Genomic DNA, 25,707 nt, shown 5'->3' with positions numbered 1-25,707 from the left:
TCAGGTTAGGGCGCATCGAGGAAGGCGGCGACTTGCGCCGGCCAGGAGAGCACCTCGCTGAGGTCGGTGGCTATGCGGAGGCGGGCATCGGGAAGGAGTACCGCCAGTTGTTCGGCGGTGGATACGGGATGACCGGCATCGCCTCTCCAGGCCAACACCAGGGTGGGTTGGGTGATGGTGGCGATGGCATCGGGGGGCGGCAGATCCGAGGCGGCCGCCCCCCGCAGCACAAAGGGGAGGAGTTTCTCGGGGATATCGGCGGTGGCGGGGAAGGGGGGAAGACCAGCGAACACCTCCGGGCGGGGGGCCGACGCCGCCGCCAGCAGCCAGGCCGGTTTGCCGGCCTTCTCCACGTAGCGGGCCGACCCCTCATACTGCTCGGCTTGCCCGGCGCGGGTCTCCCAGGCGGTGGGTGGGATCACGAGCACGAGACGATCGAAGCGCTCGGGGGCGTCAATGGCGGCGTAGAGCAGGGTGGCGCAACCCATCGACGCCCCGCCCGCCGCGGTGCGCTGGATGCCGAGTGTGTCGAGCAATCCGAGGAGGTCGATGGCCAACTGGGGCCAGCGGTACGCCGCCGAATCCAGCGGCCCTCCGGTCTGTCCGTGGCCCCGGGCGTCATAGCGCACTACCTGGTGACCCTGCTGGGCTAGTGGGGTCCAGTTGAAGAGGCCGTCAGTTTCCTCCTGCGCCCGGCTATTGGTGAGCCCGTGGGCCCAGAGGAACGGGGAGCCTTCGCCGTGGACAGAGTAAGCGAGGTCGGTCATCGGCGAGGACCGGGGGAGGCGAGGAGGGTGGCGTCGGTGGGGTGCGTGTCGACGAACTCGGCGGCACACCCCCCCGCCGCCACGGTGTTCCCCCGGGCGCGCTCATCATGGAGCGCGGCCTGAACCAACCCGGTACCGAGACCCTCTGCCCGGTGCTGGGCTTTTCGCATCGTGAGGGTCATGCCGTGAGTGTTTCACGACGGCGGGCCGGGCCCGCCGCCGCTTGACGACTACGAACAGGTGTTCGATGATGACGATGTGGGGTTCACCAATCCGGATGTGTCGTGGAAGGAGTTGGAACGGACGTTGTCGGATCGCGCCCACCCCGGCCGCCCGGCCCGGGCGCCGGTGGAGGCCACCGGCGGCGACAGCCCGGCATGGTCACCGGTACGGTCGGCCTACGAGCCGCCCCCGGGACTGACCCGCCGAACCAACGTCACCCCCTACGCCGAGTTGCACTGCCACTCCACGTTCAGTTTTCTCGATGGCGCCAGTCATCCCGAGGAGTTGGCCGAGGAGGCCGCTCGGCTGGGCCTAGAGGCCCTGGCCATCACCGACCACGACGGTTTTTACGGGGTGGTGCGCTTCGCGGAGGCGGCCCGAGCGGTGGGGGTACCCACGGTGTTCGGGGCCGAGTTGTCACTCGGGCTCACCAAAGCGCAGAACGGGGTTCCCGACCCCGAGGGCACCCATCTGCTCGTACTGGCCCGGGATCCCGAGGGCTATGCCCGCTTGGCATCGGTGATGAGCACCGCGCATCTGGCCGGGGCGGAGAAGGGCAAGCCGGATTATCGAGACATCGCCTGGGACACAGTGCATGGCGAGCATTGGCTGGTGCTCACGGGCTGCCGCAAGGGTTCGGTGCCCGCTGCTCTGGAGCGGCATGGCCCGGCCGCCGCCGCCCGAGAGTTGGAGGCACTGATTGCTACTTTTGGTCGCGCCAATGTGGTGGTCGAACTCTGCGATCACGGTGATCCCCTCGACTCACACCGCAACGACGCCCTGGCTCGCTTGGCGATCCAAGCGGGAGTGGATGTGGTGGCCACTACCAACGCCCACTACGCCACGCCGGCCGGTCGGCCGCTCGCCACGGCCATGGCGGCGGTACGGGCGCGGCGCAGCATGGATGAACTCGACGGCTGGCTGCCCGCCTGTGCCGGAGCGCATTTACGTTCGGGTGATGAGCAGGCCCGCCGTTTTGCCCGGTGGCCCGGGGCGGTGGAGCGGGCGGCCGAGTTGGGCCGGGCTTGTGCGTTTGATCTGCACCTGGTGGCGCCGCGGCTGCCGCCGTTTGCGTGTCCCGATGGAGGGAGTGAGATGGCCTACCTCCGCCACCTCACCGCCACCGGCGCCCAGTCGCGTTACGGCTCGGGGGGCGAGGAACGAGTGGCGGGGGCGTACCGTCAGATCGAGCACGAACTGGCCATGATCGAGCAACTCGGTTTCCCCGGTTATTTCCTGGTGGTGTGGGACATCGTGGACTTTTGCCGCCGCTCAAACATCTACTGCCAGGGGCGGGGCAGTGCCGCCAACAGCGCGGTCTGTTACGCCCTGGGCATCACCAATGTTGATGCCGTGCAACTCGGCCTGCTGTTCGAGCGCTTCCTATCCCCCGAGCGCGATGGGCCACCCGACATCGACATCGACATCGAATCGGGGCGCCGGGAAGAGGTGATCCAGTACGTCTACGCCAAGTACGGCCGCCGCCATGCCGCCCAGGTGGCCAACGTCATCACCTACCGCGCCAAGTCGTCGATCCGCGATGTGGCCAAGGCGCTCGGGTATGCCCCCGGTCAGCAGGATGCCTGGGCAACACAGGTCGATGCCGGGGGTGGAGTGGCGGTCACGGCCCAGCAGCAGAAGGTGGAACAGGAGATCCCCGCCGACGTCCTGGCCCTAGCCGCCGCCCTTGAGCACGCCCCCCGTCATCTGGGGATCCACTCGGGCGGCATGGTGATCTGCGACCGCCCGATTGTGGAGGTGTGCCCGGTGGAATGGGCCCGGATGGAGAATCGCACGGTCCTTCAGTGGGACAAGGACGACTGCGCCGCGGTGGGTCTGGTGAAGTTCGATCTGCTGGGCCTCGGGATGCTCGAGGTGCTGCACGGCTGCATCGACATGGTGCGAGAGGTCCACGGCGACCTGCACGTCGATCTCGCCACTCTTCCCCAAGACGATGAGGTGTACGACATGCTCAGCCGGGCCGACTCGATCGGGGTATTCCAGGTGGAGAGCCGGGCCCAAATGGCCACGTTGCCCCGTCTGCGGCCACGGGTCTTCTACGACCTGGTGGTGGAGGTGGCTTTGATTCGTCCCGGTCCCATCCAGGGGGGATCGGTGCACCCGTACATTCGTCGCCGCAACGGCCAGGAGGAAGTGACGTATCTACACCCACTCTTGGAACGGTCACTCAACAAGACCCTGGGAGTGCCGCTGTTCCAGGAGCAGTTGATGCAGATGGCCATCGATGTCGCTGGCTTCAGCCCTGGCGAGGCCGACATGCTCCGACAGGCCATGGGCTCCAAGCGCAGTCGCGAACGGATGGAGCGACTGCACCAGCGTTTCGCCAAGGGGGCGGGGGAGCGCGGCGTGTCGCCCGATGTCATCGAGGTGATTTGGGAGCAGTTGGCGGCCTTCGCTAGTTATGGCTTCCCCGAGAGCCACTCGGTGAGTTTTGCCTATCTGGTCTACGCGTCGTCATGGTTGAAACGTTGGTACCCGGCGGCGTTCTGCGCCGCGCTGCTCGATGCGCAGCCGATGGGCTTCTACGCCCCGCACACCCTGGTGGGGGATGCCCGTCGTCATGGCGTGGAGGTACGCACCCCCGACCTCAACGCATCGGCCGCCATCACCACCCTGGAGGGGGAGGCGCCAGGGAAGGCGGGCCGGTCCGCCGCCCCGGTGGAGTGGGGCCGGGGCGGGCCGGCGGTGCGGTTGGGGATCTCCTCGGTGCGGGGAATCGGTAGGGAACTGGCCCGGCAGATCGCCGCGGGGCGGCCCTATGCCAGCCCGGAGGACCTGGCCCGTCGGGTGTCGCTCACCCTCCGCCAGATCGAGGCGCTGGCTACCAGTGGGGCTTTTGGCGGTTTCGACATGTCGCGGCGGGAGGGAATCTGGGCGGCGGGGGCGGTGGCCCAGGGCGGACCAGATCGGTTGCCGGGGATCGTCACCGGCGTGGCCGCCCCCGAGTTGCCCGCCATGACCGCTGCTGAATCGGCCCAGGCTGATTTGTGGTCTACCGGTGTGAGTCCCGACGGCCACCCCACCCGATTCGTGCGGGAGTACCTCGCCGCCGCCGGGGTAGTAACAGCAGCGGGTCTGGCGGCAGTGGAGGCAGGCCGCCGGGTTCGAGTGGGGGGCGTGGTCACCCATCGCCAACGGCCCGCTACCGCGGGGGGCACGCTCTTCATCAACCTGGAGGACGAGACTGGCCTGATCAATGTGGTGGTGTCGAAGGGATGCTGGGCTGCGCATCGTCAGGTGGCCCGGGCTGCTCCAGCGATGTTGGTCCGAGGGCGGCTCGAGCGATTTGAGGGTGTGACCAACGTGATTGCCGATCGCCTGGAAGCCCTACCGATCGCGGCGTCCACCCGGAGCCGTGATTTTCGGTGAGACAGGGGGTGGCGGGTGCGGCACCTTCACCTTCTCGGTGGCAGCCGCCACGATCTAGTCTGCGGTCATGTCGAGTAAGCAGCAACCATCCAAGCAGCGGCGCCAAAGCCAGAATCGGCAACAGCGAGCCGACGTAGCCGCCCGCAGCGCGGCCGCCGGAGCGGCGGCGGCGCCGACCGTCACGGGTGGGTCCACTGCCCCGGCGGCGAAAAGCGGCTCGGTGCTGTCGCGTCTCACCAGTTCCCGACCATCGAGTGGCGCTACCAAAGCTCCTCGGGGGGCGCGGGGCAACGCTGGGATGCCCCCCGGCCATCGCGCCGCTCTGACCTCGCTGGTACTGGCGGCGGTGACGATCCTGTTCGTGTTGTTTGGCTTCCGGGTGCCCATCAGTGCGGCCACGGGTGCGGCCATCTCGACCTCGCCCGAACGGGTGGCCGAGTGGGCCCAGTCGGCGCTTGAGAACGCCATCGCCGCTGGCCCCGATGCCACCGCCGCGGCGGTGACGAACTGGTCGCCGGGTGGGCGTGCGCTTTACATCAAGGCGTTCTGGCCCACGTCGCTATCGATCTTCTTGCCCTTGGTCGCCGCCGCGCTGGGGTTCCGGGCGGTGTCCCGACGAGCGTCGGCCAAGGTGGTGAATCGGGCGATGTACGCCACGTTGTTCGGGGCGTTACTCACGACCCAGTTACTGATTTTCTTCCTGCCCTCGGTTGTGGCCATGGCGGTGGCGTCGTTTCAAGTGCGTAAGGCGGAGGTGGCCGCGAACGCGTCGGCGGCACCGGGGGTCATCGAGGTGGGTGAGGTGGACGCGCCGAGCTAGGTCAGGGTGCCGCTATCAGCGGAGCGACTGGGCCAGTTCGCCCAGGATGCGGGCCATCTCGGTGAAGGCGGGATCGGGGTCGGCGGGGCTGCGGTCGGCGATTTGTTCGGCTAGTCGCCGCAAGGTGAGGGCCACCACATCGGCCTCGGCCCGGGTTACGTCGATGCGATCGCTGCGGAGAAATCGAGTGATCTGTTCCTGCTGGAGGGTCAGGGCTTGGGCCCCCAGGGCCGGGGTCAGTCGGTGTTCGAGGACGGCGCGGGCCGTCTCGGTGACGATGCGCACACGTTCGCTGGGGTGCACGGGGCCCTATGGGATCGTGACGGTCGCGTCGGGTGAGTAGGTAGCGGTGAGGCTGGCCTGGGCGATGCGGGCCCCCTCGATGAGTGCCACCGTGGGCGTCCCGGGGGCACCCGCCTCCACGGGGGGGATCGACTTCAGGGCGTAGAGGGTGGCCTCATAGGTGTGCACCCCCGTTCCGGCGGGCGGACATGGCGGTGACCATCCGGAGATACCGCTGCTGTTCACAGCCGTCAGGGCACCCTCGGGCATGCCGCCGCCACCGAATCCAGTACTGGTGGGATCGATGCCGGTGACGACCCAATGCAGATAGCCACCCTCGGTCTGATCGCGCACCACCAGGGCCAGTTCGACCGCATCGGCGGGCGGGGCGGTCCAGGTGAAGTCGGGCGATGTTCCCAGGCCCTGACAGGTGAGGTTGGCCGCCAGGACCTGTCCGTTGGGAAAAGAGGTGCTGCGGAGGGTGAACGCACTGGCCGGGGTGGTCTGTAGGGCCGGTGTGCTCGGCGCGGTGGTGCTGGCGCGGTCGGGGGGTGGGAGCGAGCGGCCGTCGGCTCGGGAGCAGGCCACTATGGGGCCCGCCACCACGAGGGAGAGGATCAGTGAGAGGAGTCGTTGTGAACGCACGAGCACCAGTGTGGTCCAGGGGGAAGTGAAGTCCGTGTCACAGACTGGCGGTTTGCGTTCTATCCTGGTCGGGAACCCGATGGATGCCAGACCCCGCAACCTCAGAGCCATGCTCGCCGAAGCGAAGGATCTTTCGGAACTCATGGTGGACTTGGCCTACGCCGCCCTGTTTTTTGGCGACCCCGACATGGCCGAGGAGGTGGACCAACTCGAAGACCAGATGTCGGATCTGGTGCACGAGATGCGCGCCGTGTCGGTCCTGGCGGCGCGTCATCCCAAGGAGGCCGAGGCGATGGCATCGGTGCTTCAGGTGGTCTCCTCGATCGAACGCATCGGCAACGCCGCGGTGGACATCGCCCGAATCGTCACCCATCGTCTCGGTATCCCGCGGGAACTGGTAGCCGACCTTTCCAACGCCGAAGAGGTATCGCACCGTGTGCGCATTCGGGAGGGTTCACATCTGGCCCGGCGTCCGTTGGCGGCTCTTGAACTGCCGGTACAGATCGGGATGCGCGTGATGGCGATTCGTCGCGAACGTCACTGGATCACGCACGTGGATGGCGACGCCATTTGCCTGCCGGGTGACGTGATCTTTCTGCGCGGTTCACCGGCGGGGATTTCCCGACTCCGAGAGTTGGCGGCGGCCCCCTACTGGGAGCCGCCGGTTCCACCCGAAGAAGATGTTCTCTCCGACCTCGACCGCGCCGTGGATGTGTTGGTCGAAATGAAGAACATTTCTGAGGTGGCGGTGGGCTTGGCCTATTCGGCACTGGTGTTGCGCGATCAGGGTTTGGCGGCCGAGGTGCGTCATCTGGAGGACCGTCTCGACGAGATGAAAGACCGCCTGGAGCTCTGGGTCTTGCGGGCCAGTAACGATCGCATTGATCCGGCCCCCCTGCGGGGCCTGCTCCATCTGTCGCAGGCTGCCGAGGATCTTGGCGACGCCGCCCAGCAGATGGTGTGGCTCATTGAGGAGAAAGAGGAACTCCACCCGATCCTGTCGATCGCGCTGGGCGACTCCGATGACGTGGTCGTGCGGGTGCCGGTGGCGGCAGGGTCGGAGGCGGAGGGGGCTTCTCTGGCCGAGTTGGAGTTCGATATCGAGCCGGGGTTCCACATCCTGGCGGTCCTGCGGGGCGGCCGGTACCTGTATCGCCCTCGGGGCCCGGTGCGGCTGGCCGCCGAAGACGGGCTGATTGCCTCCGGGCCCGACGAAGGCCACCGCTTGTTGGCCCAGCGATGCGGCTGGCACCTCACCGAGGACGACGACACCGGCGAGGACACCCTCGCTCCTCTGCGTCGCTCGCCGGCCTGAGAGGAATCGGTAACGTACTCCGTCGTCGCCCGGTGTCCGGCCACCGGCCAGTTGGGTGTGGCCGTGCAGTCACGCTTCTTCGCGGTGGGGGCAGTCGTTCCGTGGCTCGAGGCGGGGGTCGGCGCGGTGGCCACGCAGGCGATCGCAGAGATCGCCCATGGCCCCGACACGCTCAGCCAGCTCCGCGGCGGTAGCGCGCCCGCGGACGCGCTCGCGGCGGTGTTGGGTGCCGACGCGCACGCGGACACCCGGCAGGTGGCCGTGGTGGATGCGGCGGGTCGCTCGGCGGCGCACACCGGGTCGTCGTGCATCGAGGCGGCGGGTCATATCATCGGCGATGGCTTCAGCGCCCAGGCCAACATGATGTGGCACCCCGGCGTACCTGAGGCGATGGCGGCGGCCTTCCTCGCCTCCGACGGTCCGCTGGCCGTCCGGCTGCTCGGTGCCCTCGACGCGGCACAGCTCGCGGGTGGTGATCTGCGCGGACAGCAATCGGCGTCGCTCGCGGTGGTCGCGGGCGCGGCGACTGCCCGCCCTGGCCACGACCAGGTGGTCGATGTCCGGGTGGAGGATCATCCCAAGCCGTGGTCGAGCTCCGGCGCCTCGTGGGTCTGAGCCTCGCCTATCGCCGAATAGAGGACGCCGAGGAGGCCATGACGGACGGCGGCCTCGCCACAGCGCTGGCGATCTATGCCGACTCCATGGCCCGTCAGCCCGACCAGCAGGAGTTCCCGTTCTGGCCTGCGGTCCTGCTCGCCGGCGTCGGCCGGCACGATGAGGCTCGGGTCCTCGTCGGCCCCGTGCTGGCTGGTCCCCAGGGAGATGGTTGGCGCGAGCTCCTGCGCCGACTGCCAGCGGCTGGTCTGCTCGACGAGGTTGGCGTCGCCGGGCTGCTCGATCGGCGCTAGGCGTCGGTATCCTCCTCCGGATGCCCGCCGATCCTCTGTGCCTCCTGTCTGTCCACGCCCACCCCGACGACGAATCGTCGAAGGGGGCGGGGACCGTGGCGAAGTATCACGACGACGGGGTCCGCACGGTCCTCGTCTGCTGCACCGGTGGCGAGGAGGGCGACATCCTCAACCCGGCCATGGACACCGAGGAGGTCAAGGCCGACATCGCTGCGGTTCGGCGGGCTGAGCTCGCGGCCGCGGCGGTCATCATCGGCTACGACGAGGTCGTGATGCTCGACTACCGCGACTCCGGCATGGCTGACAGCGAGGCCAACGCCAACCCGGATTGCTTCGCCCGCGCTCCTTTGGCCGAGGCGGCGGAGCGGTTGGCCACGATCCTCCGGCGCACTCGGCCGCAGGTGGTGCTCACCTACGGCGACGAGCAGGGGGGCTATCCGCACCCTGACCATCTGCGGGTGCACGAGATCACCCAGCCCGCCATCGACCAAGCAGCCGATGCGACGTGGGTTAGCGACGCCGGGGAGCCCTGGCAGGTGGCCAAGGTCTATTACTCGGTGTGGTCGAAAAAGCGGATCGAACTCACTCACACCAAATATCTGGAACTGGGGCTGGAGTCGCCGTATAGCCAGGAGTGGCTTGATCGGCCCTGGCAGGACGACCGCATCAACGCCTCCATCCCCATCGATGGCTATGGCGAGGTGCGCTTCGAGGCGCTGTTGGCTCACGCCACCCAGATCGACCCCGAATCACCGTTCTGGTTTGGGCTGCCCCGGGAGGTGGCGGCGTCGATCCACCCCTACGACGACTACATCCGGGCCAGTAGCCGGGTGCCGGTCTCGAGCCTCGAAGACGACCTGTTCGCCGGGCTCCACGCCGACGCCCCGATCTCCTAGCCTCGGGGCATGGTCTCCTACTTGAGCCAGGCCTGGTGTGACCGGCACCGGGAACTCACCACTGACCTCCCGGAATGTCCCGGGGCCACGGCCCGGGTCCAGGTGGTGGTCACCGGTGGGCCCGAGGGGGAGGTGCGCTATCACCAGGCGGCCCGCAATGGCCGCTGGGTCGAACTGGCGCTTGGCGACGACCCCGCCGCCGAGGTAACCCTCACCCAGACCTACAGCGATTTCATGGCCGTCAGCAGGGGCGAGGTAGACGCCAGTGTGTCGTTTATGCGGGGCCGGGTGAAGGTGGTGGGCCCGATGGGGCTGGTGATGGGGCTGATCCCCCTGACCGGGAGTGAGCCATACCGGTCTGTGCTGCGGCGGCTCGACGCCGAGACCACGTACTAACTTGGGATGTCTGTTGCGGTGGTGACGGTGACAGTGCCCTTGTGGTCTCGATTCGCTTTGTCGAAAAAGCGGATCTTGCCCGGTTTGGTGAGCAGCACCGTGGAGGTCGTCCCGGGATCCAGGAGACCCGTGTCGAAGCGCTCGGTGGAACTGAAGGAGTGGGGCTCGTCGCCGGTGTTGACGATAACGAGCACCTGCCCTGAGACGATTTCTACCGCCGAGGCGTCGAAGCCGGCGTCGTCCACAGTGATGACTTTTTTGGGGTAAACGTTGCGGGGGACGAGGGTAGGGACGGTCCCGGTGGGGACGGATTCGTCCGCGCAGGACGCCAGCAGCAAGGTTGCTCCAAGGACGAGGACCAGGGCGGCGCGATGCAGGGTCATTGGGCCCGTTGGAGGTCGCGGAGGGGGAGGTAGCCGATCCGTTGGATGCCGGCTCGGTCGAGCTCGCCGCGCAGGCTCGTGGTGCCGGTGACCAGGGCGTAGTCGTCTACCTGGGATTCCCACGCACTGGTGAGGGCTCGGAGTTCGGGGGTGTCTTGCGCCGGGTGGACGTACACCTCGGTCACTCCGGGGCGCAGCGTGGCGATGATCCCCTCGACGGTGCCTCGGGACCCGCGCCCGCGCACGGTCATGAAGTGGTCGGGGAACACCACGCCGGCCTCTCGGGCCAGGCGGCGGAACGGGAAGCCAATGGCCCGCTCGCTCGATGCCCCCGACAGGCGCAGGGGCAGGGCGAAGTCCACCGCCAGTTGGAGGTAGACGTCGAAGAATTCGGGGCGTAGTTGCAGGGTGCCCAGGTGGCTGTCGAGGTGGCTGATGTCGATGCCCCACAGCATGGCCCGCTCCACCTGGGCTTGCAGTTCTCGCCGCACTTCGTCGATATCGGCGTGATCCCATACGTCGGCCACGGTGAGAGGGAAGCCGCCGTTGCCATCGAGCAAGGAGGGGGCATAGGTGATCGGCCCCCAGCGGTAGTGGCTGTGCTCGGCGTTGAGGGTAAGGCGCACCCCGATGTCTTCGCCCTGGTAGTCGGCCGATGCGGGGCGGGCCCACGGGCAGGGCACCATGAGCGTGGCGCTGGTGGCGATACCCTCCCGCAGCGCTTCATAGATCCCCAGGTTGGCCGCATGACAGGAGCCGAGGCCGTTGCAGTTGATGATCAAAAGGCGATCATCGGGCCCGTAGCCCAGGCGCTCGGCGAGTGATGTCACAACGGCGAGACTACTGGCCCGCTGGTGTGTCGGTGCCGCCACAGGCGGGCCACAGGCCCATCTGGCCGGCCTTGGCGGTGGCCTCGGCCTGGGCGAAGTGAGCCTGGTGGGCCGTGTTGGGGGGGTACGGGAAGGAGTCGGCGTACCCCTCTTGCACCAGGAGAAGGTTCACGAAGGTGTTGTCTTCGGCCCGGTAGAGGTAGACGAGGAGGCGGTCGTATTTGTCGCGGGCCTCCACATCGCGCTCGAGGCGAACCACCGTGCCGGGCGGGAGGAGGGCCGCGGTGCGCTCTTTGGCCTCGGGGCCATAACACTCGATGGGTCGCTGCTGGGAGACCGACTCGGGCGTGTCGATGCCGATGAAGCGAACCGACTCCTGTGCGCCGTCGATGGCCACCACGACGGTGTCGCCGTCGATGGGTCGCACGATGATGCCGGTGCCCTCGGCTCGCGCTGTAGGGGTGGCGCGGCCGGGGAAGGCGCAAGAGCCGAGCAGGAATGCCAGTAAGAAAAAACGACGCACGAAGGGCCTTCGGGAGGTGGTGCTGTCGGCCGACGGATGTCGGCAAGAGGAGGGCTAGAGTCGCTCGATGATGGTGCCCGTGCCGATGCCGCCACCGCAGCACATCGATACCAGGCCGTAGCGGCCCCCGGTGCGCTCGAGTTCGTGGAGGGCCTTGGTGAGCAGCACTGCGCCGGTGCCACCGAGGGGATGCCCGAGTGCGATGGCGCCGCCGTTCGGGTTCGTTTGGGCATCGGTGAAGCCCAGTTCCTTTTGCCACGCCAGCACCACCGAGGCGAAGGCCTCGTTGATCTCGGCGACGTCGATGTCGCTGGCTGACATTCCGTTGCGTTCCAGCAGTCGTTCGGTGGCATCGATCGGACCGGTGAGCATCAGGATTGGGTCTACGCCCACCAAGCAGGTATCTACGATGCGGGCTCGGGGACGCAGGCCGAGCGCGGCGGCGCGTTCCGCCGACATGAGCAGCACCGCGGCGGCACCGTCGGAAATCTGCGACGACGAACCGGCGGTGTGCACACCGTGCTCGCGCGCCACTGGTTTGAGGGTGGCGAGTTTCTCCAGGGTGGTTTCGCGGAGGCCCTCATCGCGGCTGACGGTATGGGTGGTGCCGGTGGGCTTGCCCTCGTCATCGAGGTCGGGGGCCTCGATGGGCACGATCTGGGTGCCGAAGCGATCCTCGCTCCAGGCGGCGGCGGCGCGCTGCTGGGAGCGGAAGCCGAAGGCATCGGTGTCGGCTCGGGTGATGCCCCACTTGTCGGCGATTCGCTCAGCCCCTTCGAATTGGGAGGTCATCTCGTACTGGGGGAAGTAGGAGCGGGGGATCGGGATGCCCAGGCCTAGTTCCTTGCGGCCGCTGGCGCCGATCGGCACCCGGCTCATCACCTCCACCCCTCCGGCCACCGCGGCATCCACCACCCCTGCGGCCACCAGGGCGGTGCCGAGGTTGGTGGCCTGCTGTGACGATCCACACTGCGTATCCACCGTGGTGTTGGCCACGGTGAGGGGCAGGCCGGCGGTGAGCCAGGCGGTGCGGCCGATGTTGAACGCCTGCTCACCCACCTGACTGACGCAGCCGGTGATCACCTGCCCGATCTCGGTGGGGTCCACGCTGGAACGCTCCACCACCGCTCGCTGTACGGCAGCCAAAAGGTCGGCGGGGTGCACGGTGGAAAGGCCACCGTTGCGTTTTCCCACGGGAGTTCGGACGGCTTCAACAATGACGACATCAGACATGGTGGGAACCTACTTGACGCAGTGACGGGCCAGCCACGGGGTGATGGGTCGTCGGGGGCGGACTCAGGCGGCGGAACGGCCCTGCGAGGGGGGCTCTGGCGGGGTATCGCTGTCGGGGCGGGCGGCGATGCCCGCCTGGAGCGATGCCCGGGCTTCGGCGACCCCTCGGCGGCCTAGTTCGCGAGTGGCGTCGTCGAGACGCCAGGCTGATGTGGTGGTGAGGAGGGTGAGTTGACGAGCCATGGACCTAGTCAACTCCGTGGGTGTGACAGTTTGCCCGGGCCAGGGCCGCTGGCTAGAGCGGCGCGCCGGGAGCCACCAGGGGCCAGGGACAGGTGCGCTCCATCAGCAGGGCCAGATCGAGCAGCAGGGCGTCCTCGTGGTGGCGCCCGATCACCTGCATCCCCACCGGGAGGCCATGCACCGGCTCGATTGGGATGGAGATGGCCGGGTTGCCGCAGATGTTGGCCGGGATCGTGAGGGCACCGTTGTTGCCCGGCTCGGTCTGCTGGTCGCCCACCCGGGTGTTCATCTGGACCTCGGCGGGATAAGCCACATCAGGGTTGGTGGCGCAGATGATGAAGTCCACCTCGTCGAAGAGGTTGGCCATCGTCTCGTTGGCGTGCATCCGGGCAATCTCGGCCCGGGCCGAGATTGCCAGGCTCATCTGCCCGTCGGCCAGGTCGAGTCCGAAAGCGATCGCTTTGGTGAGGTCGTCTCGGCACGCGGGCCACAAGTCGATCAAGTCGGCCCGCAGGCTGGCCAGGCCGGTCACGGCCCATTCAAAGCCGAGTCCGGGCAGCACGACGGGGGTGTCCACCAGTACCAGGCCGGCATCGCGGGCGAGGGCCTCACCGGCGGCCACCACGTTGGCCGCCACCTCTGGGCGCACAATCGCTACCCCCAGGGAGGGCGCGATCACCGCCCGTCGGCCCGCCAGGCGGTGGGTGCCCAGGTCGCGTTCCCATCCCTCGATGCGCGGGAGGCTGTAGGGGTCTCGTCCGTCGTAACCGGCACAGACGTCATAGAAGCGCGCAATGTCGCGCACGGATCGGCTGAGGCAGCCCGCCACCACGGTGTGGTTGCCGCACAGCATCCGGGGCCCGCGCGGGATCCGGCCAACGGTGCCCTTCATCCCCACGAGGCCATTGAAGGCGGCCGGGATGCGGATCGATCCGCCGCCATCACCGCCGGTGGCGAGGGGAAGGATGCCGCCCGCCACCGCCGCCGCCGAACCCCCCGAGGAGCCACCGGCGGTGCGACCGTACTGCCAGGGGTTATGGGTGGTGCCGGTGAGGCGATTGGTACTCACGTTGAGTCCGCCGAACTCGCTGGCGGTGGTCTGCCCCACGAGCACCCCGCCGCCTACCTCTACCAACCGCGTGACTTCGGTGGCGGTGTGCGTGCCGATGCGGTCCTGGAATACTAGGGACGCCTCGGTGCTGGGCCAACCGGCCACCTCCTGGAGCATCTTGACGCCCACCGGCACCCCGCCAAAGGGAAGGGACGGGTCCGCCGACCTCGCCGCGCCGCGGGCGGCGTCGGGGTCGGTGAAACTGATGGTGTTGAGTTGGCTGGCGTCGATGGCGGCGAGGACGGCTTCGATTTCTTCGGCGGGAGATCTTTCCGCCGCCCGGAAGGCGTCGACGAGTGAGCAGGCATCACCAAGCCAGGGGGTATCGGTCATGGCCCAGCATGCCTCATCGCCGAAGGCGTTTCCCGCCCGATAGGTTCCCCCCAGATGGATGCCCCTGCCTGGCTTGGCCTTGAGCCCACCCATAACCCGATGCGTTGGGTGCTGCCGGTTACGCCGGGCATTTCCACGGGGCATCAGTTCTTGTTCGGAGGATGCGGATTGGGGGCCGCCATCGCCGCCCTGGAGGGCAGTTCGGGCCGGCCGGTGGTGTGGGCCACCGCCCAGTACCTGTCCTACGCCAATCCGCCGTCGATCATGGACATCGACGTGACCATCGCCGTGGCCGGCAAACAGGTCACCCAGGCGCGGGCGGTGGGTCAGGTAGGGGATCGGGAGATCCTCACGGTGAACGCGGCTCTGGGTCACCGTGACCTAGACGTTGGGGGTCAGTGGGCGGAAATGCCCACCGTGCCTGCCCCCGATCTCTGCTCGAGCCGGATGCCGCGTATGCCCGGTGCCGAGTCGATCATGGATCGCATCGACGTGCGGCTCGCCGACGCGCGGGGCGTTGAGGAGTTGCCGGGGCCCCCGCAGCCGGGCGGTCGTTCGGCACTCTGGGCGCGTATCCCCGACGTACTCGAAATGTCGGCGGCCACGCTGGCCATTCTGGGCGACTACGTCCCCTTCGGCATCGGCCAGGCCTTGGGAGCCCGGGCCGGCGGCAACAGCCTCGACAACACCCTGCGGGTGGGCAACCTCGTCGCGAGCGAGTGGGTGCTGCTCGACATCCGTATCGACGCCATTGCCAACGGGTTCGGGCACGGCGTGGTCCATCTTTGGGCGCAGGATGGCACGCTGCTGGCCTCGGCCAGCCAGAGCACCATGGTCCGGTACTGGCCCGATTGAGCGAGCTCGGTCCTTTCCTCGTCGGGCCGAGGGGCCCCGGGTGGACCACACCCCCTCGGGGTGGCTCTAGTCTCGCCGGATGCAACGGTACGAGGGTCGCGTCGTGGTGGTCACAGGGGCAGGGTCCGGGATCGGGCGGGCCACGGTCCACCGCCTCGTGGAGGAGGGAGCCACGGTGCTGGCGGCGGATCTCTCCTCGGAGGGGTTGACCACCACGGCCCAGGATGCCTGCCGCCCGGAGGCGGTGACGCCCTTCGTGGGGGACGTAAGTGATCCGGGCTTCTCTCCCGCCGCGGTGGCGGCCGCTCGCGCTCTCGGGCCGATCCACACGGTCGTGAACTCGGCGGGCATCCTTCGTTTCGAACACACCCATGAGGTGACCCTGGCGAGTTGGCAGAAGATCCTCGACGTCAACCTCACCGGCACCTTCCTCGTGTGTCAGGCCGCCATTCCCGCCTTGTTGGAGACCAAAGGCGCCATCGTGAACGTGGCGTCCACAGCGGCGTTGGCGGCCCACCCGTGGGCGGCGGCGTACTCGGCCTCCAAGGGGGGCGTGGTGGCGCTCACCCGCACGCTGGCCATCGAGTATGCCAAGCAGGGACTGCGGGCCAATGTGGTGTGCCCGGGGTCGATCGACACGCCGATCACCGAGGCCTTCGATCTGCCCGAAGGGGCCGATGGCAAGTTGCTCTATCGGATCATGTCGCCCACCGGTATGGGTGACCCGGCGGTGGTGGCCGCCGCCATTGCCTACCTTGGATCCGACGACGCCATCCATGTCAACGGCGCCGATCTGCGCATCGATGGCGGGACCCACAGCTGATGGAATTCTGCTTCTCTGCCACTTTTTCGCAGCCCGAAGAACTCGTACCGCTCGCCCGGGCGGGTGATGAGAGTGGGTGGAGCACGATGTCGGTGAGCGACCATCTCATCAACCCGGTGGCCACCGCTTCGCCGTATCCGTACACGAAAGATGGTCAGCGGCGCTGGGAGATGGGCACCCCCTGGCCCGATCCGTGGGTGACTATCGGACATCTCGCCGCCGTGACCGAGCGGCTTCGCTTTTTGACCACCGTCTACATCCTTCCGGCGCGTACGCCGGTGCACGTGGCCAAGCAGGTGGGAACCGCCGCCGTGCTCTCGGGAAACCGGGTGGGGCTGGGCATCGGGATGGGATGGATGGCCGAGGAGTTCGAGGCGATGGGTACGTCGTTCGCGCAGCGCGGCAAACGAGCCGACGAGATGCTTGAGGTGATGCGGAAACTCTGGACCGGCGAGATCGTGGAGCACCACGGCGAGTTCTTTGACGTGCCCGCCTTGGAGATGCTGCCGGCGCCGAGCGAAACGGTGCCGGTCTACGTCGGCGGTCTGTCGACGGCGGCGTTGCGGCGGGCCGCCCGCCACGACGGCTGGGTGAGCGATCTGCACACCATCGAGGAGTTGGCGGCGATCCGTCAGCAGATTGAGCAGTACCGGCAGGAGTACGACCGCACCGAGGTGCCCTTCAGCGTGTTTGGCTCGGCCAAGGATGCCTGGGACCTCGATGGGTATCGCCGGGTGGCGGAGGCCGGTGTTACCCACCTCGTCACCATGCCCTGGTATTTCTACGCCGGTGCCGACGCCGATCTGGCCGGCAAGGTGGGGGGTATTCACCAGTTTGCGGAGGACATCATCGCTAATTGGTGATCCGCACCTGCGGTTGGTGGGTGTCGCCTGGCATGGTGGGGTATGGACGTGCAGGAGCCACCGAAGTTCTGCGCCGGCCTGGTGGCCGAGTTGTATGCCCCGCTCCGCTCGGCGGGTGTGCCTGATCCTGAGCCCTATGCCGCGTTCATCGCCGCCTCCGGCGAGCCGGCGCTGGAGTTGGGGTGTGGGCAGGGCGATCCGCTGCTCGCCCTGCGGGCCCGGGGGCTCGACGTGGAAGGGCTCGACGCGTCGGCCGACATGCTGGCTCGACTGCGCCTACGGGCCGAAGCCGACGGCGTCGAGGTGGTGGTCCACCGTTCCACCATCGAAGCCATGGAACTCCGCCGCCGCTACCAGTCCATCTTCCTGGCGGAGCCCACCTTCAATCTGCTCCCCGATGACGACACGGCCTGGCATGCCCTTGAGCGCATACGCGCCCACCTCGAACCGGAGGGCACCGTGCGCATCGCGTTATTCGTACCGGAACGTACCGAGCGCAGCGCGTTGGGTGCGGCCCGCACGCATACCACCGACGACGGTGCGCAGATGTCGGTGACCCCGGTGTCGGAGACGCGCGACGTGGCCAACCGGGTGCAGATCACCGCCTGGCGCTACGAACTGCGGACGGCGGACGGCGAGGTAACGGTGGAGGAGCGCCCCTGGCTGATCCATTGGTACACCCAGGACGGCTTCCGTGGATTGGCCGAGGAAGCCGGTCTGCGGGTGAGCAAGGTGCGGGCGCCGGATGGGTCACCGGCGGCGGCCGATGCCACCGACGTGGTGGTTTGGCTCGAGCCCGATCCGGCCTGGGACCAACCCCGGGTGGCCCGAACCGGCGGTGGCACGGTGATGGGGGCGGCCATGTTGGGCTTGGAACAGGCGATCTTCGGCGAGCGACCCAAGGTGCAGGTAGTGGCCGAGGCGGAGGCCGACGGCCTCGATCACGGAGACATCGATCTCGATCTAGACGACCCGGCCCAGTCTCGGATCACCCTGGTGGCGGAGGACTAACGGGGCCTGGTCAGGTTGAGAACGTTTTGAAGATCCACTCCCGCATGGCGACACACTGCAGGTCGCGGCGGTTCCCGAAGGTATCCATGTGGTTGTTCACGATGGCGATCTGGTCCATGAGTTTCTCTGGCTCCGACGCGCAGCCAAAGAAGCGGGTGAAGTCCAACATGTCCTCATCATGGGGGACAGCCTCGTACACGATGCCTCGCACCCGGGGGGCTCCGGGGGTAACGGCTCGGAGCGTCTGGTTGCGGACGTAGAGCCAGAACGGATGGATAACGAAACTCAGCGGGGTGTGCTCGCCGTGCCAGATTCGGTAGAAGGTGTCGTCGTCGACGCCGTCTTTCTTGTCGAAGAATGTGGTGATGGATAGCCCGGGGGAGCGTTCACCGTCGGGCCAAGAGCGCTGTTCGCCGTAGCCCCGGGCGACCGATTCGGCCACGATCCAGCCGTAGCTCTGGGCGTTGGCGGCGCCGATCGCCTCCTCGTGGGGCGCCCGGTCGTCGTAGTTGTCGATCCACAGGGAGACGGAGGCGGCCAGCACCGCTCCGTCGGGTTGGGCCCCCACCCGGTAGGCGCGCCCGATGGGCTCCTCCACACAAATCCGCAGGCCCGCCACCCCTAACTCGAGCAATCGAGGGGCCACCACGTTGAGCAGCACCGAGCGCATGGCGCCAAGGTCCTGATCGGGTTGGCGCCACAGGCCGTAGACAAGTTTTTCCACGGCGGGAACCTACCCGGGGATGCCCCGGGTAGGCGCGCCGGCCACTCGTGGGGGCCCGTCGGTCTGCCTCGTCGGGTGGGTTGGGTAATGATCCTCTTATGGACCAGCGCTTTGGCATGACGATTCCCTTCGACAACGTTCCCTTGCATGCGCAGCGAGAGTGGATCGTGGAACTCGAGGGATTGGGCTACACCGACGTGTGGTCGGCCGAGGCCAACGGCGCCGATGCGTTTACCCCGCTGACCCTGGCGTCGGTATGGGCGCCGTCGCTGCGGTTGGGCACGGCCATTGTCCCGGCCTTCACCCGCGGCCCGGCCTGCCTGGCGCAGTCGGTGGCCTCCCTGGCCGACGCCGCGCCCGGGCGCGTGGCCTTCGGCATCGGTACGTCGTCCAACGTGATCGTGGAGGGCTGGAACGGCATTCCCTTCGAGGACCCCTACCAGCGCACGAAGGACATGGTGCGGTTTCTCCGGGCGGCGCTAACCGGCGAGAAGGTAACGATGGAGACGCCGTCGTTCAGCGTGCGGAGTTTCACCTTGGGTGTGCGGCCCGAGCATCCCGTGCCGATCCTCATTGCCGCCTTGCGAGAGGGAATGTTGACTTTGGCGGGTCGAGATGGCGACGGCGCCATCATCAACTGGCTCAGCGCCGAGGATGTAGCGACCGTGGTGCCGATCGTGCAGGCGGCGGCCGGCGGTGCCGACCGGGAGATTGTGGCCCGCATCTTCGTCGCCCCCACCGATGATGCCGACAAGGTGCGAGCGATGGGCCGCTTCGCCATTGCCGCCTACCTGAACGTGCCGGTGTACGCCGCCTTCCACGAGTGGCTGGGTCGTGGTGAGGTGCTCAGTGAGATGTGGCGTCTCTGGAAAGAGGGAGACCGCAAGGCGGCGCTAGCGGCGATTCCCGATCAGGTCGTTGATGATCTCATCGTGTGGGGTCCGCCCGAGAAGTGTCGTGAACACATCGCCCGCTATGTGCACCATGGTGTGACCACTCCGGCGCTGGCCTTGCTCCCCTTCGGCATCGACGCCCGCCAAGCGATACGCGATCTCGCTCCTCGGTAACTCCCGGTGAGGCGGGCGACTGTGCGAAAGTGTGTTTGTGGCCGACCTTTTGGAGATCGCGGAGCAGATGTGGACCGGCGAGGGGTCTACCGATGGGGGTGGTCACCACCCTGTCACCCAAGACCTCGGTCTGGCCGAAGTGGCTCCCCGCACGGCGTTCAACGGCGCCTTCGGGAACATCTCGGCCTTCGCCACCGATGATGGCCTGCTGCTGGTGGACACCGGCAACCAGTTCATGGCGGCCACCAACCACGAACGGATCCGGGAGTGGAACCGCGACCGTCTGGGCACGGTGGTCTACACCCATGGGCACATCGATCACGTCTTTGGCATGGCACCCTTCGATGAGGAGGCCCTCGCCAATGGATGGACCCCCCCGCACGTGGTGGCCCACGAACTCGTGCCCCCGCGCTTCGAGCGCTACGTCCTCACCGCCGGGTACAACGGCATCATCAACCAGCGGCAGTTCCAGTTCCCGAAGCTCTATTGGCCCATCCATTACCGCCAGCCCGACGAGGTGTATCGGGATCACCACACGCTGGAGGTGGGGGGTGAGCAGTGGGAACTCCATCACGACAAGGGCGAGACCGACGACTCCACCTGGATGTTCAACCCCGGACGCAAGGTGCTCTGTACTGGTGACCTGTTCATCTGGGCCAGCCCCAACTGTGGCAACCCCCAGAAGGTGCAGCGATACCCGCGCGAGTGGGCGATCGGTCTGCGCAAGATGGCCGCCTTGGGCGCCGAGGTGCTGCTGCCGGGGCACGGCTTCCCGATTCTCGGGAGCGATCGGATCAACCAGGCACTGAGCGATAGTGCCGAACTACTTGAGTCCCTGGTCGACCAAACCTTGGCTCTTATGAACGAGGGCGCCCGGCTCGACGACATTGTTCAGGCCGTGCAGGCTCCCGCTCATTTGCTCGACAAGCCCTACCTTCGGCCGGTGTACGACGAGCCGGAATTCGTGGTCCGGAACCTGTGGCGGCTCTACGGCGGGTGGTACGACGGTAACCCGGCTCGGCTAAAGCCTCCGGCGGATGTCGCGATCGCCACGGAGATGGCCGCGCTGGCCGGCGGCGCCTCTCGGCTCGCCGAGCGGGCCTCGGAGTTGGCGGCCGCCGGTGATCTTCGGTTGGCCGGACATCTCGCCGAGTTGGCGGCTCAGGCCGCCCCCGGCGACGCCGGTGTGCACAGGGTGAGGGCGGAGGTCTTCGGTCGTCGAGCAGCCGAGGAGCGCAGCACCATGTCCAAGGGTGTGTTCAGTTGGACCGAACGGGAAAGCCGATCCAAGGCGGAGGGGTAGAGCCTCAGGCCTCTACCGTGACGCCCTTCCAGAAGGCGTAGCGGCCTTTGATCTCGGCGGCGGCGTCGGAGGGCGAGGGGTAGTACCAGGCGGCGTTTTCGTTGCGTTGCCCGTCGACCACCACCGTCTGGTAGCTCGCGGTGCCTTTCCAGGGGCACACCGAGCGGTGATCGCTCGCCTCGAAGAGGTCAGCCCGCACGCTGGAGGCGGGGAAGTAATGGTTGCCTTCCACCACCACGGTGTCGTCAGATTCAGCCAGGACTGTTCCGTTCCAGAGAGCGCGCATGACCTCAGGCTAGGGGGTTATTCGGCCAGACCCACGGGGTAGTCGTCGATGATTTGGTCGAGGTACTCGCTCATGCCGTAGCCCTGGCGGCCGTCGGCGAGCGTCCACTCGGTCATGCCCTCGGAAATGCGGGTGACCAGCATGTCGCCGGTGGCGGGATCGGGGCGACGATTTCGCAGCGGAATGAGGTTGAGCACCTTGCCGGTGACCTTCCACTCTTTCTCGGCGGAGCGCAGCGTGGCGGTGATGGTCTGGTGGTAGCTGTCCTCGCCTTCCCAGTCGGTGGCGATTTCGAAGTCGTGGCAGAGATGGAGTTGTCCGTCTTCCCAGACGAATCCGCCGCGGGTGCCCTCGTCGTCGCGCCGAGCGATCCGCGATCCCATGAATCCGAAGTCGGGGCCAAAGTTGGCGGTCAGCCAGCGGTAGTACCAGGGGGCTTGCCAGAATCGGGGGCCCCACGAGTGGTCGCGCAGACCGAATCCGTCGACCTCCCACTCCTCGTCGCCCACTCGGATGGAGCCCTTCCCCGCCATCAACTGCTCATAGTGGCCTTTGGCAAATTCCTCGCCGGGTTTCTCGTGCGGCGTGTCGGGCTCGCCGCCGAACATGGCTGATACCCCGGAATAGTTGATGCTCACCTCGCACTGGGCGTAGGGGTTGTCGGTGAAGGCCTTCTTGGGGTTGGCCATCTGGAGCGGATCGTCGAGCACCACCACTTTGCCGGAGTACGACACGTCAAGCCGTGCAAACGGCTCGACCACATCAAAGCGGATGCCGCCAGCGTCAAAGGCATCGTTGTTCGAGATCTCGGCTCGCTTGTACATGAAGGCCACGCGACCGCCCGGCAGGTAAAGACACACGGTCATCTCGGCGTAGCCCTCGTTGGCTCGGTTGCCACACCGAAACCATCCGCCCACACCCTGGGCGGGGTCGTACAGGTTGAAGTACATGCTCTCGTTGAAGTTCGGCTCGGGACCGAGTTCGTGCATGTATTCGTCGTGGGGTTCCAGTCGCAGGGCCATGAGTGGCACGGTAGTTGACCGCATCGTTACGCGATGGCGAACGAGCGTAGGTGCTCGGTGAGATCCGCCAGGGAGGTACGGGCGTTCAGCCCGCTGGTGGACGGCATGACGTATACCGGTCGGCTTCCGAGGGAGTGCGATTGCCACCCGGTACGAGCCTGACGGTCCACGGCGGCCCTCCATCCGGCCAACCCCACGATGCACACGGCCTCGGGCTGCAGCCAGGCGCACAAGCGATCGAGGCGGGCCACCCCGGCCACATATTCGGCTGGGTCGAGGGCATCGGCGCGTGGCGTGGCCCGTTTCACGAGATCGGTCATGCCGATGCCGTGGTGGGCGAGGGCGTGGCGGGGATCCCGGTCTCGACTCACCATCCCGGCGGCGAGGGCGGCTGGCCAAAAGCGGTTGGTGGCGCTGATGTATCCGACGCCATGGTCGGCGGCGTGCAGGCTGGGGTTGAGGCCGCTCACCAACAGGCGCATGCCGGCGCCCACGAAGTCGGGGAGACCATGGGCGCGGGTGGTCCTTAGGCTGTACTCGGCCCCTCCGGTGGGGTCGGGGTGGGTGGCGAGATCGTCGAGTTCGAACCCGGCGCCGTGCACCACATCCTGCAATCGCTCCGTCGTCCAGGTGGAAAACCAGCGACCGGGCAGGTCGTCGTGGGGGAACACGCCCCGGCCTTGTTCGGTCCCACCGAAGAACGTCAGCTCGGCCGGGGCCTCCACGGCGAGGGCGTGGTGGAGGTCGTTGAGGGCCATAGGTACCTCGGTGGCGCGCAGGTGCACGTAGGAGTTGCGCGCCCAGGCAGCGCGCAGGCTGCCGCGCCGGAAGGGAAGGGCCGTTAGGTCGCCCCGCACCGGGAGGCACCCGGGGGCTACCTCCCTCGTGCGGCGCAGCATGGCGGCGGCGGCGTCGAAGGCCACCACCGGACGACCCAGGGCGGCGGTGTACCAGCCGGGGCCGGAACCGAGGTCCGCCACCGGGCCGGCGGGTCGCCGTTGCCCGAGCGCGATGGCGGCCTCGAGGTGGCGGGGCGTCCGGTGGGCCTCGTAGAAGGAACTTTGCTCCTCGTAGATGTCCACGGTGGGGCGGTCCACGCCCCGCAGGTTTGCACACTGGAGGGATCTCGCGTCGACCCACCGGCTCGGCTGGCCGATTACCAGATGCCGAGTTGCTCCTCGCGCTGCACTCGTTCCGCCACCTGTTCCCAGGTGGCGCCTCCGCGCGGGCCGCGTGTGCGTACCTCGAGCCGTTCCCAGGGGATGGCCCGGGCGGCCCCACGAGTGTCTCGCACCCCCACCGAGCCGTCGCCCTCGCGGCGTTCGACCTTCGCCTCCAGCCAGGAGCCGCCTCCCGCTCGACGGAAGCGCACCTGGTCTCCGGGGCGCAGGCCCACCGCCAGCAGGGCGCTGTCGGTGAGGGCGGCCGGGGTGGCCCCCTCGTCTTTCACGCCAGGGCCTCGCGAACCCGGCGTTGGAGTTTGCGCATCCCGCCGAGCCAGCGGTCGTAGTCGCCCGCTTTGCGCTGGAAGTAGGTGAGTACCTCCGGGTGCGGGAGGATCAGGAAGGTCTCGGCGGCCAGGCCCTGCACCACGGCTTCGGCTACCTCGTGGGCCTCAATCGCACCCTGGGCGAGCACCACGGAGCCGGCGGTGTCATCGGCCCCGGCGAGCAGCATGTTCGTGCGCACGCCTTGGGGGCACAGGCACGAGACCTTGATGCCTTCGTCGCCGTGGGTGATGGCGAGCCACTCGGCGAGGGCCACGGCGGCGTGTTTGGTGACGCTGTAGGGCGCGGTACCCAGGTTGGTGAGCAACCCCGCCGCCGAGGCGGTGTTCAGCAAGTAGCCCTCACCCCGGGCGATCATGGCCGGCAGCACGGCGCGCGCCGCATAGACGTGGGCCATCACGTTGATCTCCCAGATTTCTTGCCAGGCTTCGTTGGGGGTCTCGACCCCACCGCCGATGCCGATCCCGGCATTGGATACGAGGAGGTCGATCGGACCGAAGTGGGCGACGGTGGTTTCCACCGCCGCCACGATGTCGGGCTCGTGCGCTACGTCAGCGGTGAGGCCGATGGTGGTGGGGCCGAGTTCTTCGGCGAGAGCCACCGACTGCGGCGCATCTCGATCCACAATGGCCACGCCTCGGGCCCCTTCGGCCACGAAGCGGCGCACGAGGGCTTCCCCTATGCCGTTGGCCCCGCCGGTGACGAGTATCACCTTGTCCGTGATGTCCATTGGTCGTTCCTAGGCTTTTCCGAGGCCGGCGCGGATGCTGAGGTCGGCCGAGGCATGTCGGTCGCTGCCCCAGGGCAGTGGCATGAGGATGGGCACGTCCACCCCGGCGGCCACGTAGGCCTGCATGGTGGCGTGCACGGCATCGGGGTCGCCCATCACATCGATGGCATCCACCATCCGATCCGACACCGCCGCCAAGGCCCCCTCTCGGTTGCCGGCATCATGGTGGGCACGGATCGCTTCCACCTCGGACGCAAAGCCAGCCCGGGCAAAGTTGCGGGCGTAGGAATCAACCACGGCGTAGGAGAAGAGATCGCGGCGGGCGTGGTCGATGCCCTCGTGACGCTCACACACACCGGCGTGCACGTAGGCGTAGATCTCGGCGTTGCCGCCCTTGCGCACCTGCTCAACGGACCATCCAACGTGGGAGGCGGGGAGATAGTTGAGCGCCACCCCGTCGGCCACTTCGCCAGCCAAGGCCAACATCTTGGGGTTGAGGGCCCCGATGACGATCTTTGGTTTCTTTTCGCCGAGCCGCACTCCGAGCCGGAACCCTTTGACTTGGTAGAAGTCGCCGTCAAAATCCACCTTCTCGCCGGTGAGGCATTGGCGCAACAACGCCACGTATTCGCGGGTGTGGCCGAGAGGATGGTCGCGGTAGGCAACGCCATGCCATCGCTGGGTGACTACGGGCGAGGAGATACCCACCCCCAAGACGATGTCGCGTTCGGGGTGCAGGGCTTGCAGGGTGGCTCCGGCCATGGCCACCACCATCGGGGTGCGCAGTTGGAGGGCCAGCACGCCGGTGCCGAGGCCGAGTGACGGGGCGGCGGCCCCCACCGCCGCCAGGAGCGAGAACGCCTCCGGGCCGGTGGTCTCGGCGGTCCAATACGAGTCGTAGCCAAGGTCGGCTGCCAGCACCGAGGTGCGGATGGCGGTATCGGGACCGAGGTTCATGAGGCTGGCAAAGGTCACTCCGGCTCGTTCCATTCCCATGACCGCGAACGCTAACCGCTGGACCGGGGTGGCCTGGGCGGGCCCCGATGACGTGACGTTCGTCATTTGGGGGCGTAATCCCGCCCCGTCGTCACAAGGCTTGGGTAGGGTGTCGGGGATGACTAAGACAGAGGTTGCCACAGCAGGTACGGGCGAAGCGGGTGCGAAGGGTACCGATGAGGCGGTGATCAATGAGGCCCTGCGTCTCATTGACGGCGGCTT

Annotated in this window: 29 protein-coding genes and 1 pseudogene; 13 read left to right on the top strand and 17 right to left on the bottom strand. The window is 67.6% G+C overall.

The genetic code is table 11. From position 1 onward, the window contains the following. Positions 1-5 precede the first annotated feature (5 nt). Together EXQ71_03535 and EXQ71_03530 are read right to left on the bottom strand one after the other, a co-directional pair. Positions 6-767, bottom strand: a complete 762-nt coding sequence (locus tag EXQ71_03535) for an alpha/beta fold hydrolase (protein MSO86578.1) — start codon at positions 765-767, stop codon at positions 6-8. Beyond that, positions 764-949 carry a hypothetical protein gene (locus EXQ71_03530; protein MSO86577.1) on the bottom strand — a complete coding sequence of 62 codons (186 nt, stop codon included), beginning with the start codon at positions 947-949 and terminating at the stop codon, positions 764-766. The genes EXQ71_03535 and EXQ71_03530 overlap by 4 nt, the downstream gene beginning before the upstream one ends. Before the next feature lie 76 nt (positions 950-1,025). On the opposite strand from EXQ71_03530, the gene EXQ71_03525 reads away from it, so the two are divergent. Then, positions 1,026-4,379, top strand: coding sequence for an error-prone DNA polymerase (locus tag EXQ71_03525; protein ID MSO86576.1), 3,354 nt, complete (start codon positions 1,026-1,028; stop codon positions 4,377-4,379). A 67-nt stretch (positions 4,380-4,446) separates the two neighbouring features. Next, the gene (locus tag EXQ71_03520; GenBank protein MSO86575.1) at positions 4,447-5,199 is read left to right on the top strand and encodes a hypothetical protein; all 753 of its coding nucleotides are present in this window, start codon (positions 4,447-4,449) and stop codon (positions 5,197-5,199) included. A 15-nt stretch (positions 5,200-5,214) separates the two neighbouring features. On the opposite strand, the gene EXQ71_03515 is transcribed toward EXQ71_03520, so the two are convergent. Both EXQ71_03515 and EXQ71_03510 read right to left on the bottom strand, forming a co-directional pair. Continuing rightward, complete coding sequence (locus EXQ71_03515; protein MSO86574.1) at positions 5,215-5,502, bottom strand: hypothetical protein; 288 nt, start codon at positions 5,500-5,502, stop codon at positions 5,215-5,217. A gap of 6 nt (positions 5,503-5,508) precedes the next feature. Next, positions 5,509-6,270, bottom strand: coding sequence for a YbhB/YbcL family Raf kinase inhibitor-like protein (locus EXQ71_03510; GenBank protein ID MSO86573.1), 762 nt, complete (start codon positions 6,268-6,270; stop codon positions 5,509-5,511). Here EXQ71_03510 and EXQ71_03505 point away from each other — a divergent pair. The 5 genes from EXQ71_03505 to EXQ71_03485 are packed head-to-tail and all read left to right on the top strand — an operon-like array spanning position 6,071 to position 9,641. Beyond that, positions 6,071-7,441: a potassium channel protein gene (locus EXQ71_03505; GenBank protein ID MSO86572.1), complete on the top strand. Its 1,371-nt coding sequence runs from the start codon at positions 6,071-6,073 to the stop codon at positions 7,439-7,441. The two genes, EXQ71_03510 and EXQ71_03505, sit on opposite strands and share 200 nt — an antisense overlap. A gap of 51 nt (positions 7,442-7,492) precedes the next feature. Next, entirely contained in the window at positions 7,493-8,056 is a 564-nt protein-coding gene (locus EXQ71_03500) for a DUF1028 domain-containing protein (GenBank protein ID MSO86571.1), read from the top strand. After that, positions 8,026-8,349, top strand: a complete 324-nt coding sequence (locus EXQ71_03495; GenBank protein MSO86570.1) for a hypothetical protein — start codon at positions 8,026-8,028, stop codon at positions 8,347-8,349. Before EXQ71_03500 ends, EXQ71_03495 begins: the two co-directional genes overlap by 31 nt. 20 nt (positions 8,350-8,369) lie before the next feature. Beyond that, positions 8,370-9,245 (top strand): mycothiol conjugate amidase Mca, encoded by an 876-nt coding sequence (mca, locus tag EXQ71_03490; GenBank protein ID MSO86569.1) that lies wholly within the window; start codon positions 8,370-8,372, stop codon positions 9,243-9,245. A 9-nt stretch (positions 9,246-9,254) separates the two neighbouring features. Further along, positions 9,255-9,641 (top strand): hypothetical protein, encoded by a 387-nt coding sequence (locus EXQ71_03485; protein ID MSO86568.1) that lies wholly within the window; start codon positions 9,255-9,257, stop codon positions 9,639-9,641. Here EXQ71_03485 and EXQ71_03480 read toward each other — a convergent pair. From EXQ71_03480 to EXQ71_03455, 6 genes are all read right to left on the bottom strand, one after another. After that, complete coding sequence (locus EXQ71_03480) at positions 9,638-10,024, bottom strand: hypothetical protein (GenBank protein ID MSO86567.1); 387 nt, start codon at positions 10,022-10,024, stop codon at positions 9,638-9,640. The genes EXQ71_03485 and EXQ71_03480 overlap by 4 nt on opposite strands. Beyond that, on the bottom strand, positions 10,021-10,896 hold the full coding sequence (locus tag EXQ71_03475; protein MSO86566.1) for a ChbG/HpnK family deacetylase: 876 nt from the start codon (positions 10,894-10,896) through the stop codon (positions 10,021-10,023). The genes EXQ71_03480 and EXQ71_03475 overlap by 4 nt, the downstream gene beginning before the upstream one ends. Further along, on the bottom strand, positions 10,865-11,377 hold the full coding sequence (locus EXQ71_03470; GenBank protein ID MSO86565.1) for a thermonuclease: 513 nt from the start codon (positions 11,375-11,377) through the stop codon (positions 10,865-10,867). Before EXQ71_03470 ends, EXQ71_03475 begins: the two co-directional genes overlap by 32 nt. A gap of 54 nt (positions 11,378-11,431) precedes the next feature. Then, positions 11,432-12,610 carry a steroid 3-ketoacyl-CoA thiolase gene (locus tag EXQ71_03465; GenBank protein ID MSO86564.1) on the bottom strand — a complete coding sequence of 393 codons (1,179 nt, stop codon included), beginning with the start codon at positions 12,608-12,610 and terminating at the stop codon, positions 11,432-11,434. 63 nt (positions 12,611-12,673) lie between these two features. Further along, complete coding sequence (locus EXQ71_03460; GenBank protein MSO86563.1) at positions 12,674-12,853, bottom strand: hypothetical protein; 180 nt, start codon at positions 12,851-12,853, stop codon at positions 12,674-12,676. A gap of 52 nt (positions 12,854-12,905) precedes the next feature. Next, positions 12,906-14,441: an amidase gene (locus EXQ71_03455; protein MSO86562.1), complete on the bottom strand. Its 1,536-nt coding sequence runs from the start codon at positions 14,439-14,441 to the stop codon at positions 12,906-12,908. Between EXQ71_03455 and EXQ71_03450 the strand changes: the two genes are divergently transcribed. The 4 genes and pseudogenes from EXQ71_03450 to EXQ71_03435 all read left to right on the top strand — a co-directional run bounded on the left by EXQ71_03450 (position 14,352) and on the right by EXQ71_03435 (position 17,609). Further along, entirely contained in the window at positions 14,352-15,152 is an 801-nt protein-coding gene (locus EXQ71_03450; GenBank protein ID MSO86561.1) for an acyl-CoA thioesterase, read from the top strand. The two genes, EXQ71_03455 and EXQ71_03450, sit on opposite strands and share 90 nt — an antisense overlap. 79 nt (positions 15,153-15,231) lie before the next feature. Next, positions 15,232-15,975 (top strand): SDR family oxidoreductase, encoded by a 744-nt coding sequence (locus EXQ71_03445; protein MSO86560.1) that lies wholly within the window; start codon positions 15,232-15,234, stop codon positions 15,973-15,975. Beyond that, positions 15,975-16,838: a TIGR03619 family F420-dependent LLM class oxidoreductase gene (locus tag EXQ71_03440; protein MSO86559.1), complete on the top strand. Its 864-nt coding sequence runs from the start codon at positions 15,975-15,977 to the stop codon at positions 16,836-16,838. Before EXQ71_03445 ends, EXQ71_03440 begins: the two co-directional genes overlap by 1 nt. 42 nt (positions 16,839-16,880) lie before the next feature. Next, a pseudogene (locus EXQ71_03435) lies at positions 16,881-17,609 on the top strand (class I SAM-dependent methyltransferase). 250 nt (positions 17,610-17,859) lie between these two features. Here EXQ71_03435 and EXQ71_03430 read toward each other — a convergent pair. Further along, on the bottom strand, positions 17,860-18,573 hold the full coding sequence (locus tag EXQ71_03430; GenBank protein ID MSO86558.1) for a hypothetical protein: 714 nt from the start codon (positions 18,571-18,573) through the stop codon (positions 17,860-17,862). A gap of 98 nt (positions 18,574-18,671) precedes the next feature. Here EXQ71_03430 and EXQ71_03425 point away from each other — a divergent pair, with 98 nt between their 5' ends. Together EXQ71_03425 and EXQ71_03420 are read left to right on the top strand one after the other, a co-directional pair. Continuing rightward, positions 18,672-19,640, top strand: coding sequence for an LLM class F420-dependent oxidoreductase (locus tag EXQ71_03425; GenBank protein MSO86557.1), 969 nt, complete (start codon positions 18,672-18,674; stop codon positions 19,638-19,640). A gap of 37 nt (positions 19,641-19,677) precedes the next feature. After that, the gene (locus EXQ71_03420) at positions 19,678-20,943 is read left to right on the top strand and encodes an MBL fold metallo-hydrolase (protein ID MSO86556.1); all 1,266 of its coding nucleotides are present in this window, start codon (positions 19,678-19,680) and stop codon (positions 20,941-20,943) included. Between the two features lie 4 nt (positions 20,944-20,947). Here EXQ71_03420 and EXQ71_03415 read toward each other — a convergent pair whose 3' ends face one another. Genes EXQ71_03415 through EXQ71_03390 form a run of 6 tightly spaced genes read right to left on the bottom strand, consistent with a single transcriptional unit; the run spans position 20,948 to position 25,695 of the window. Beyond that, positions 20,948-21,229: a DUF427 domain-containing protein gene (locus EXQ71_03415; protein MSO86555.1), complete on the bottom strand. Its 282-nt coding sequence runs from the start codon at positions 21,227-21,229 to the stop codon at positions 20,948-20,950. 17 nt (positions 21,230-21,246) lie between these two features. Continuing rightward, a complete protein-coding gene (locus EXQ71_03410; protein MSO86554.1) occupies positions 21,247-22,275 on the bottom strand; it encodes a hypothetical protein in 1,029 nt (342 codons plus the stop codon). 2 nt (positions 22,276-22,277) lie between these two features. Next, positions 22,278-23,348 carry a methyltransferase domain-containing protein gene (locus EXQ71_03405; protein ID MSO86553.1) on the bottom strand — a complete coding sequence of 357 codons (1,071 nt, stop codon included), beginning with the start codon at positions 23,346-23,348 and terminating at the stop codon, positions 22,278-22,280. A gap of 59 nt (positions 23,349-23,407) precedes the next feature. Continuing rightward, on the bottom strand, positions 23,408-23,701 hold the full coding sequence (locus tag EXQ71_03400) for a hypothetical protein (protein MSO86552.1): 294 nt from the start codon (positions 23,699-23,701) through the stop codon (positions 23,408-23,410). Further along, positions 23,698-24,489, bottom strand: a complete 792-nt coding sequence (locus EXQ71_03395) for an SDR family oxidoreductase (GenBank protein ID MSO86551.1) — start codon at positions 24,487-24,489, stop codon at positions 23,698-23,700. The genes EXQ71_03400 and EXQ71_03395 overlap by 4 nt, the downstream gene beginning before the upstream one ends. 9 nt (positions 24,490-24,498) lie before the next feature. Continuing rightward, complete coding sequence (locus EXQ71_03390; protein ID MSO86550.1) at positions 24,499-25,695, bottom strand: LLM class F420-dependent oxidoreductase; 1,197 nt, start codon at positions 25,693-25,695, stop codon at positions 24,499-24,501. Positions 25,696-25,707: the final 12 nt, after the last annotated feature.

Source organism: Acidimicrobiia bacterium (genome assembly GCA_009694375.1).
Lineage (GTDB): Bacteria > Actinomycetota > Acidimicrobiia > Acidimicrobiales > VFJN01 > VFJN01.
The sequence above is the reverse complement of the archived record's forward strand: the minus strand, read 5'-3'. Positions and strand labels throughout refer to the sequence as shown.

Excerpts from the sequence above, each read along its gene's own strand:
- EXQ71_03395 (MSO86551.1), bottom strand. The coding sequence starts at position 24,489 with ATGGACATCACGGACAAGGTGATACTCGTCACCGGCGGGGCCAACGGC.
- EXQ71_03535 (MSO86578.1), bottom strand. The coding sequence starts at position 767 with ATGACCGACCTCGCTTACTCTGTCCACGGCGAAGGCTCCCCGTTCCTC.
- EXQ71_03485 (MSO86568.1), top strand. The coding sequence starts at position 9,255 with ATGGTCTCCTACTTGAGCCAGGCCTGGTGTGACCGGCACCGGGAACTC.
- EXQ71_03445 (MSO86560.1), top strand. The coding sequence starts at position 15,232 with ATGCAACGGTACGAGGGTCGCGTCGTGGTGGTCACAGGGGCAGGGTCC.
- EXQ71_03425 (MSO86557.1), top strand. The coding sequence starts at position 18,672 with ATGGACCAGCGCTTTGGCATGACGATTCCCTTCGACAACGTTCCCTTG.
- EXQ71_03440 (MSO86559.1), top strand. The coding sequence starts at position 15,975 with ATGGAATTCTGCTTCTCTGCCACTTTTTCGCAGCCCGAAGAACTCGTA.
- EXQ71_03510 (MSO86573.1), bottom strand. The coding sequence starts at position 6,270 with ATGAGTTCCGAAAGATCCTTCGCTTCGGCGAGCATGGCTCTGAGGTTG.
- EXQ71_03455 (MSO86562.1), bottom strand. The coding sequence starts at position 14,441 with ATGCCCCGTGGAAATGCCCGGCGTAACCGGCAGCACCCAACGCATCGG.
- EXQ71_03410 (MSO86554.1), bottom strand. The coding sequence starts at position 22,275 with ATGCGGTCAACTACCGTGCCACTCATGGCCCTGCGACTGGAACCCCAC.
- mca (MSO86569.1), top strand. The coding sequence starts at position 8,370 with ATGCCCGCCGATCCTCTGTGCCTCCTGTCTGTCCACGCCCACCCCGAC.
- EXQ71_03390 (MSO86550.1), bottom strand. The coding sequence starts at position 25,695 with ATGAGACGCAGGGCCTCATTGATCACCGCCTCATCGGTACCCTTCGCA.
- EXQ71_03415 (MSO86555.1), bottom strand. The coding sequence starts at position 21,229 with ATGCGCGCTCTCTGGAACGGAACAGTCCTGGCTGAATCTGACGACACC.
- EXQ71_03505 (MSO86572.1), top strand. The coding sequence starts at position 6,071 with ATGGGGCCCGCCACCACGAGGGAGAGGATCAGTGAGAGGAGTCGTTGT.
- EXQ71_03465 (MSO86564.1), bottom strand. The coding sequence starts at position 12,610 with ATGTCTGATGTCGTCATTGTTGAAGCCGTCCGAACTCCCGTGGGAAAA.
- EXQ71_03520 (MSO86575.1), top strand. The coding sequence starts at position 4,447 with ATGTCGAGTAAGCAGCAACCATCCAAGCAGCGGCGCCAAAGCCAGAAT.
- EXQ71_03530 (MSO86577.1), bottom strand. The coding sequence starts at position 949 with ATGACCCTCACGATGCGAAAAGCCCAGCACCGGGCAGAGGGTCTCGGT.
- EXQ71_03480 (MSO86567.1), bottom strand. The coding sequence starts at position 10,024 with ATGACCCTGCATCGCGCCGCCCTGGTCCTCGTCCTTGGAGCAACCTTG.
- EXQ71_03450 (MSO86561.1), top strand. The coding sequence starts at position 14,352 with ATGGATGCCCCTGCCTGGCTTGGCCTTGAGCCCACCCATAACCCGATG.
- EXQ71_03460 (MSO86563.1), bottom strand. The coding sequence starts at position 12,853 with ATGGCTCGTCAACTCACCCTCCTCACCACCACATCAGCCTGGCGTCTC.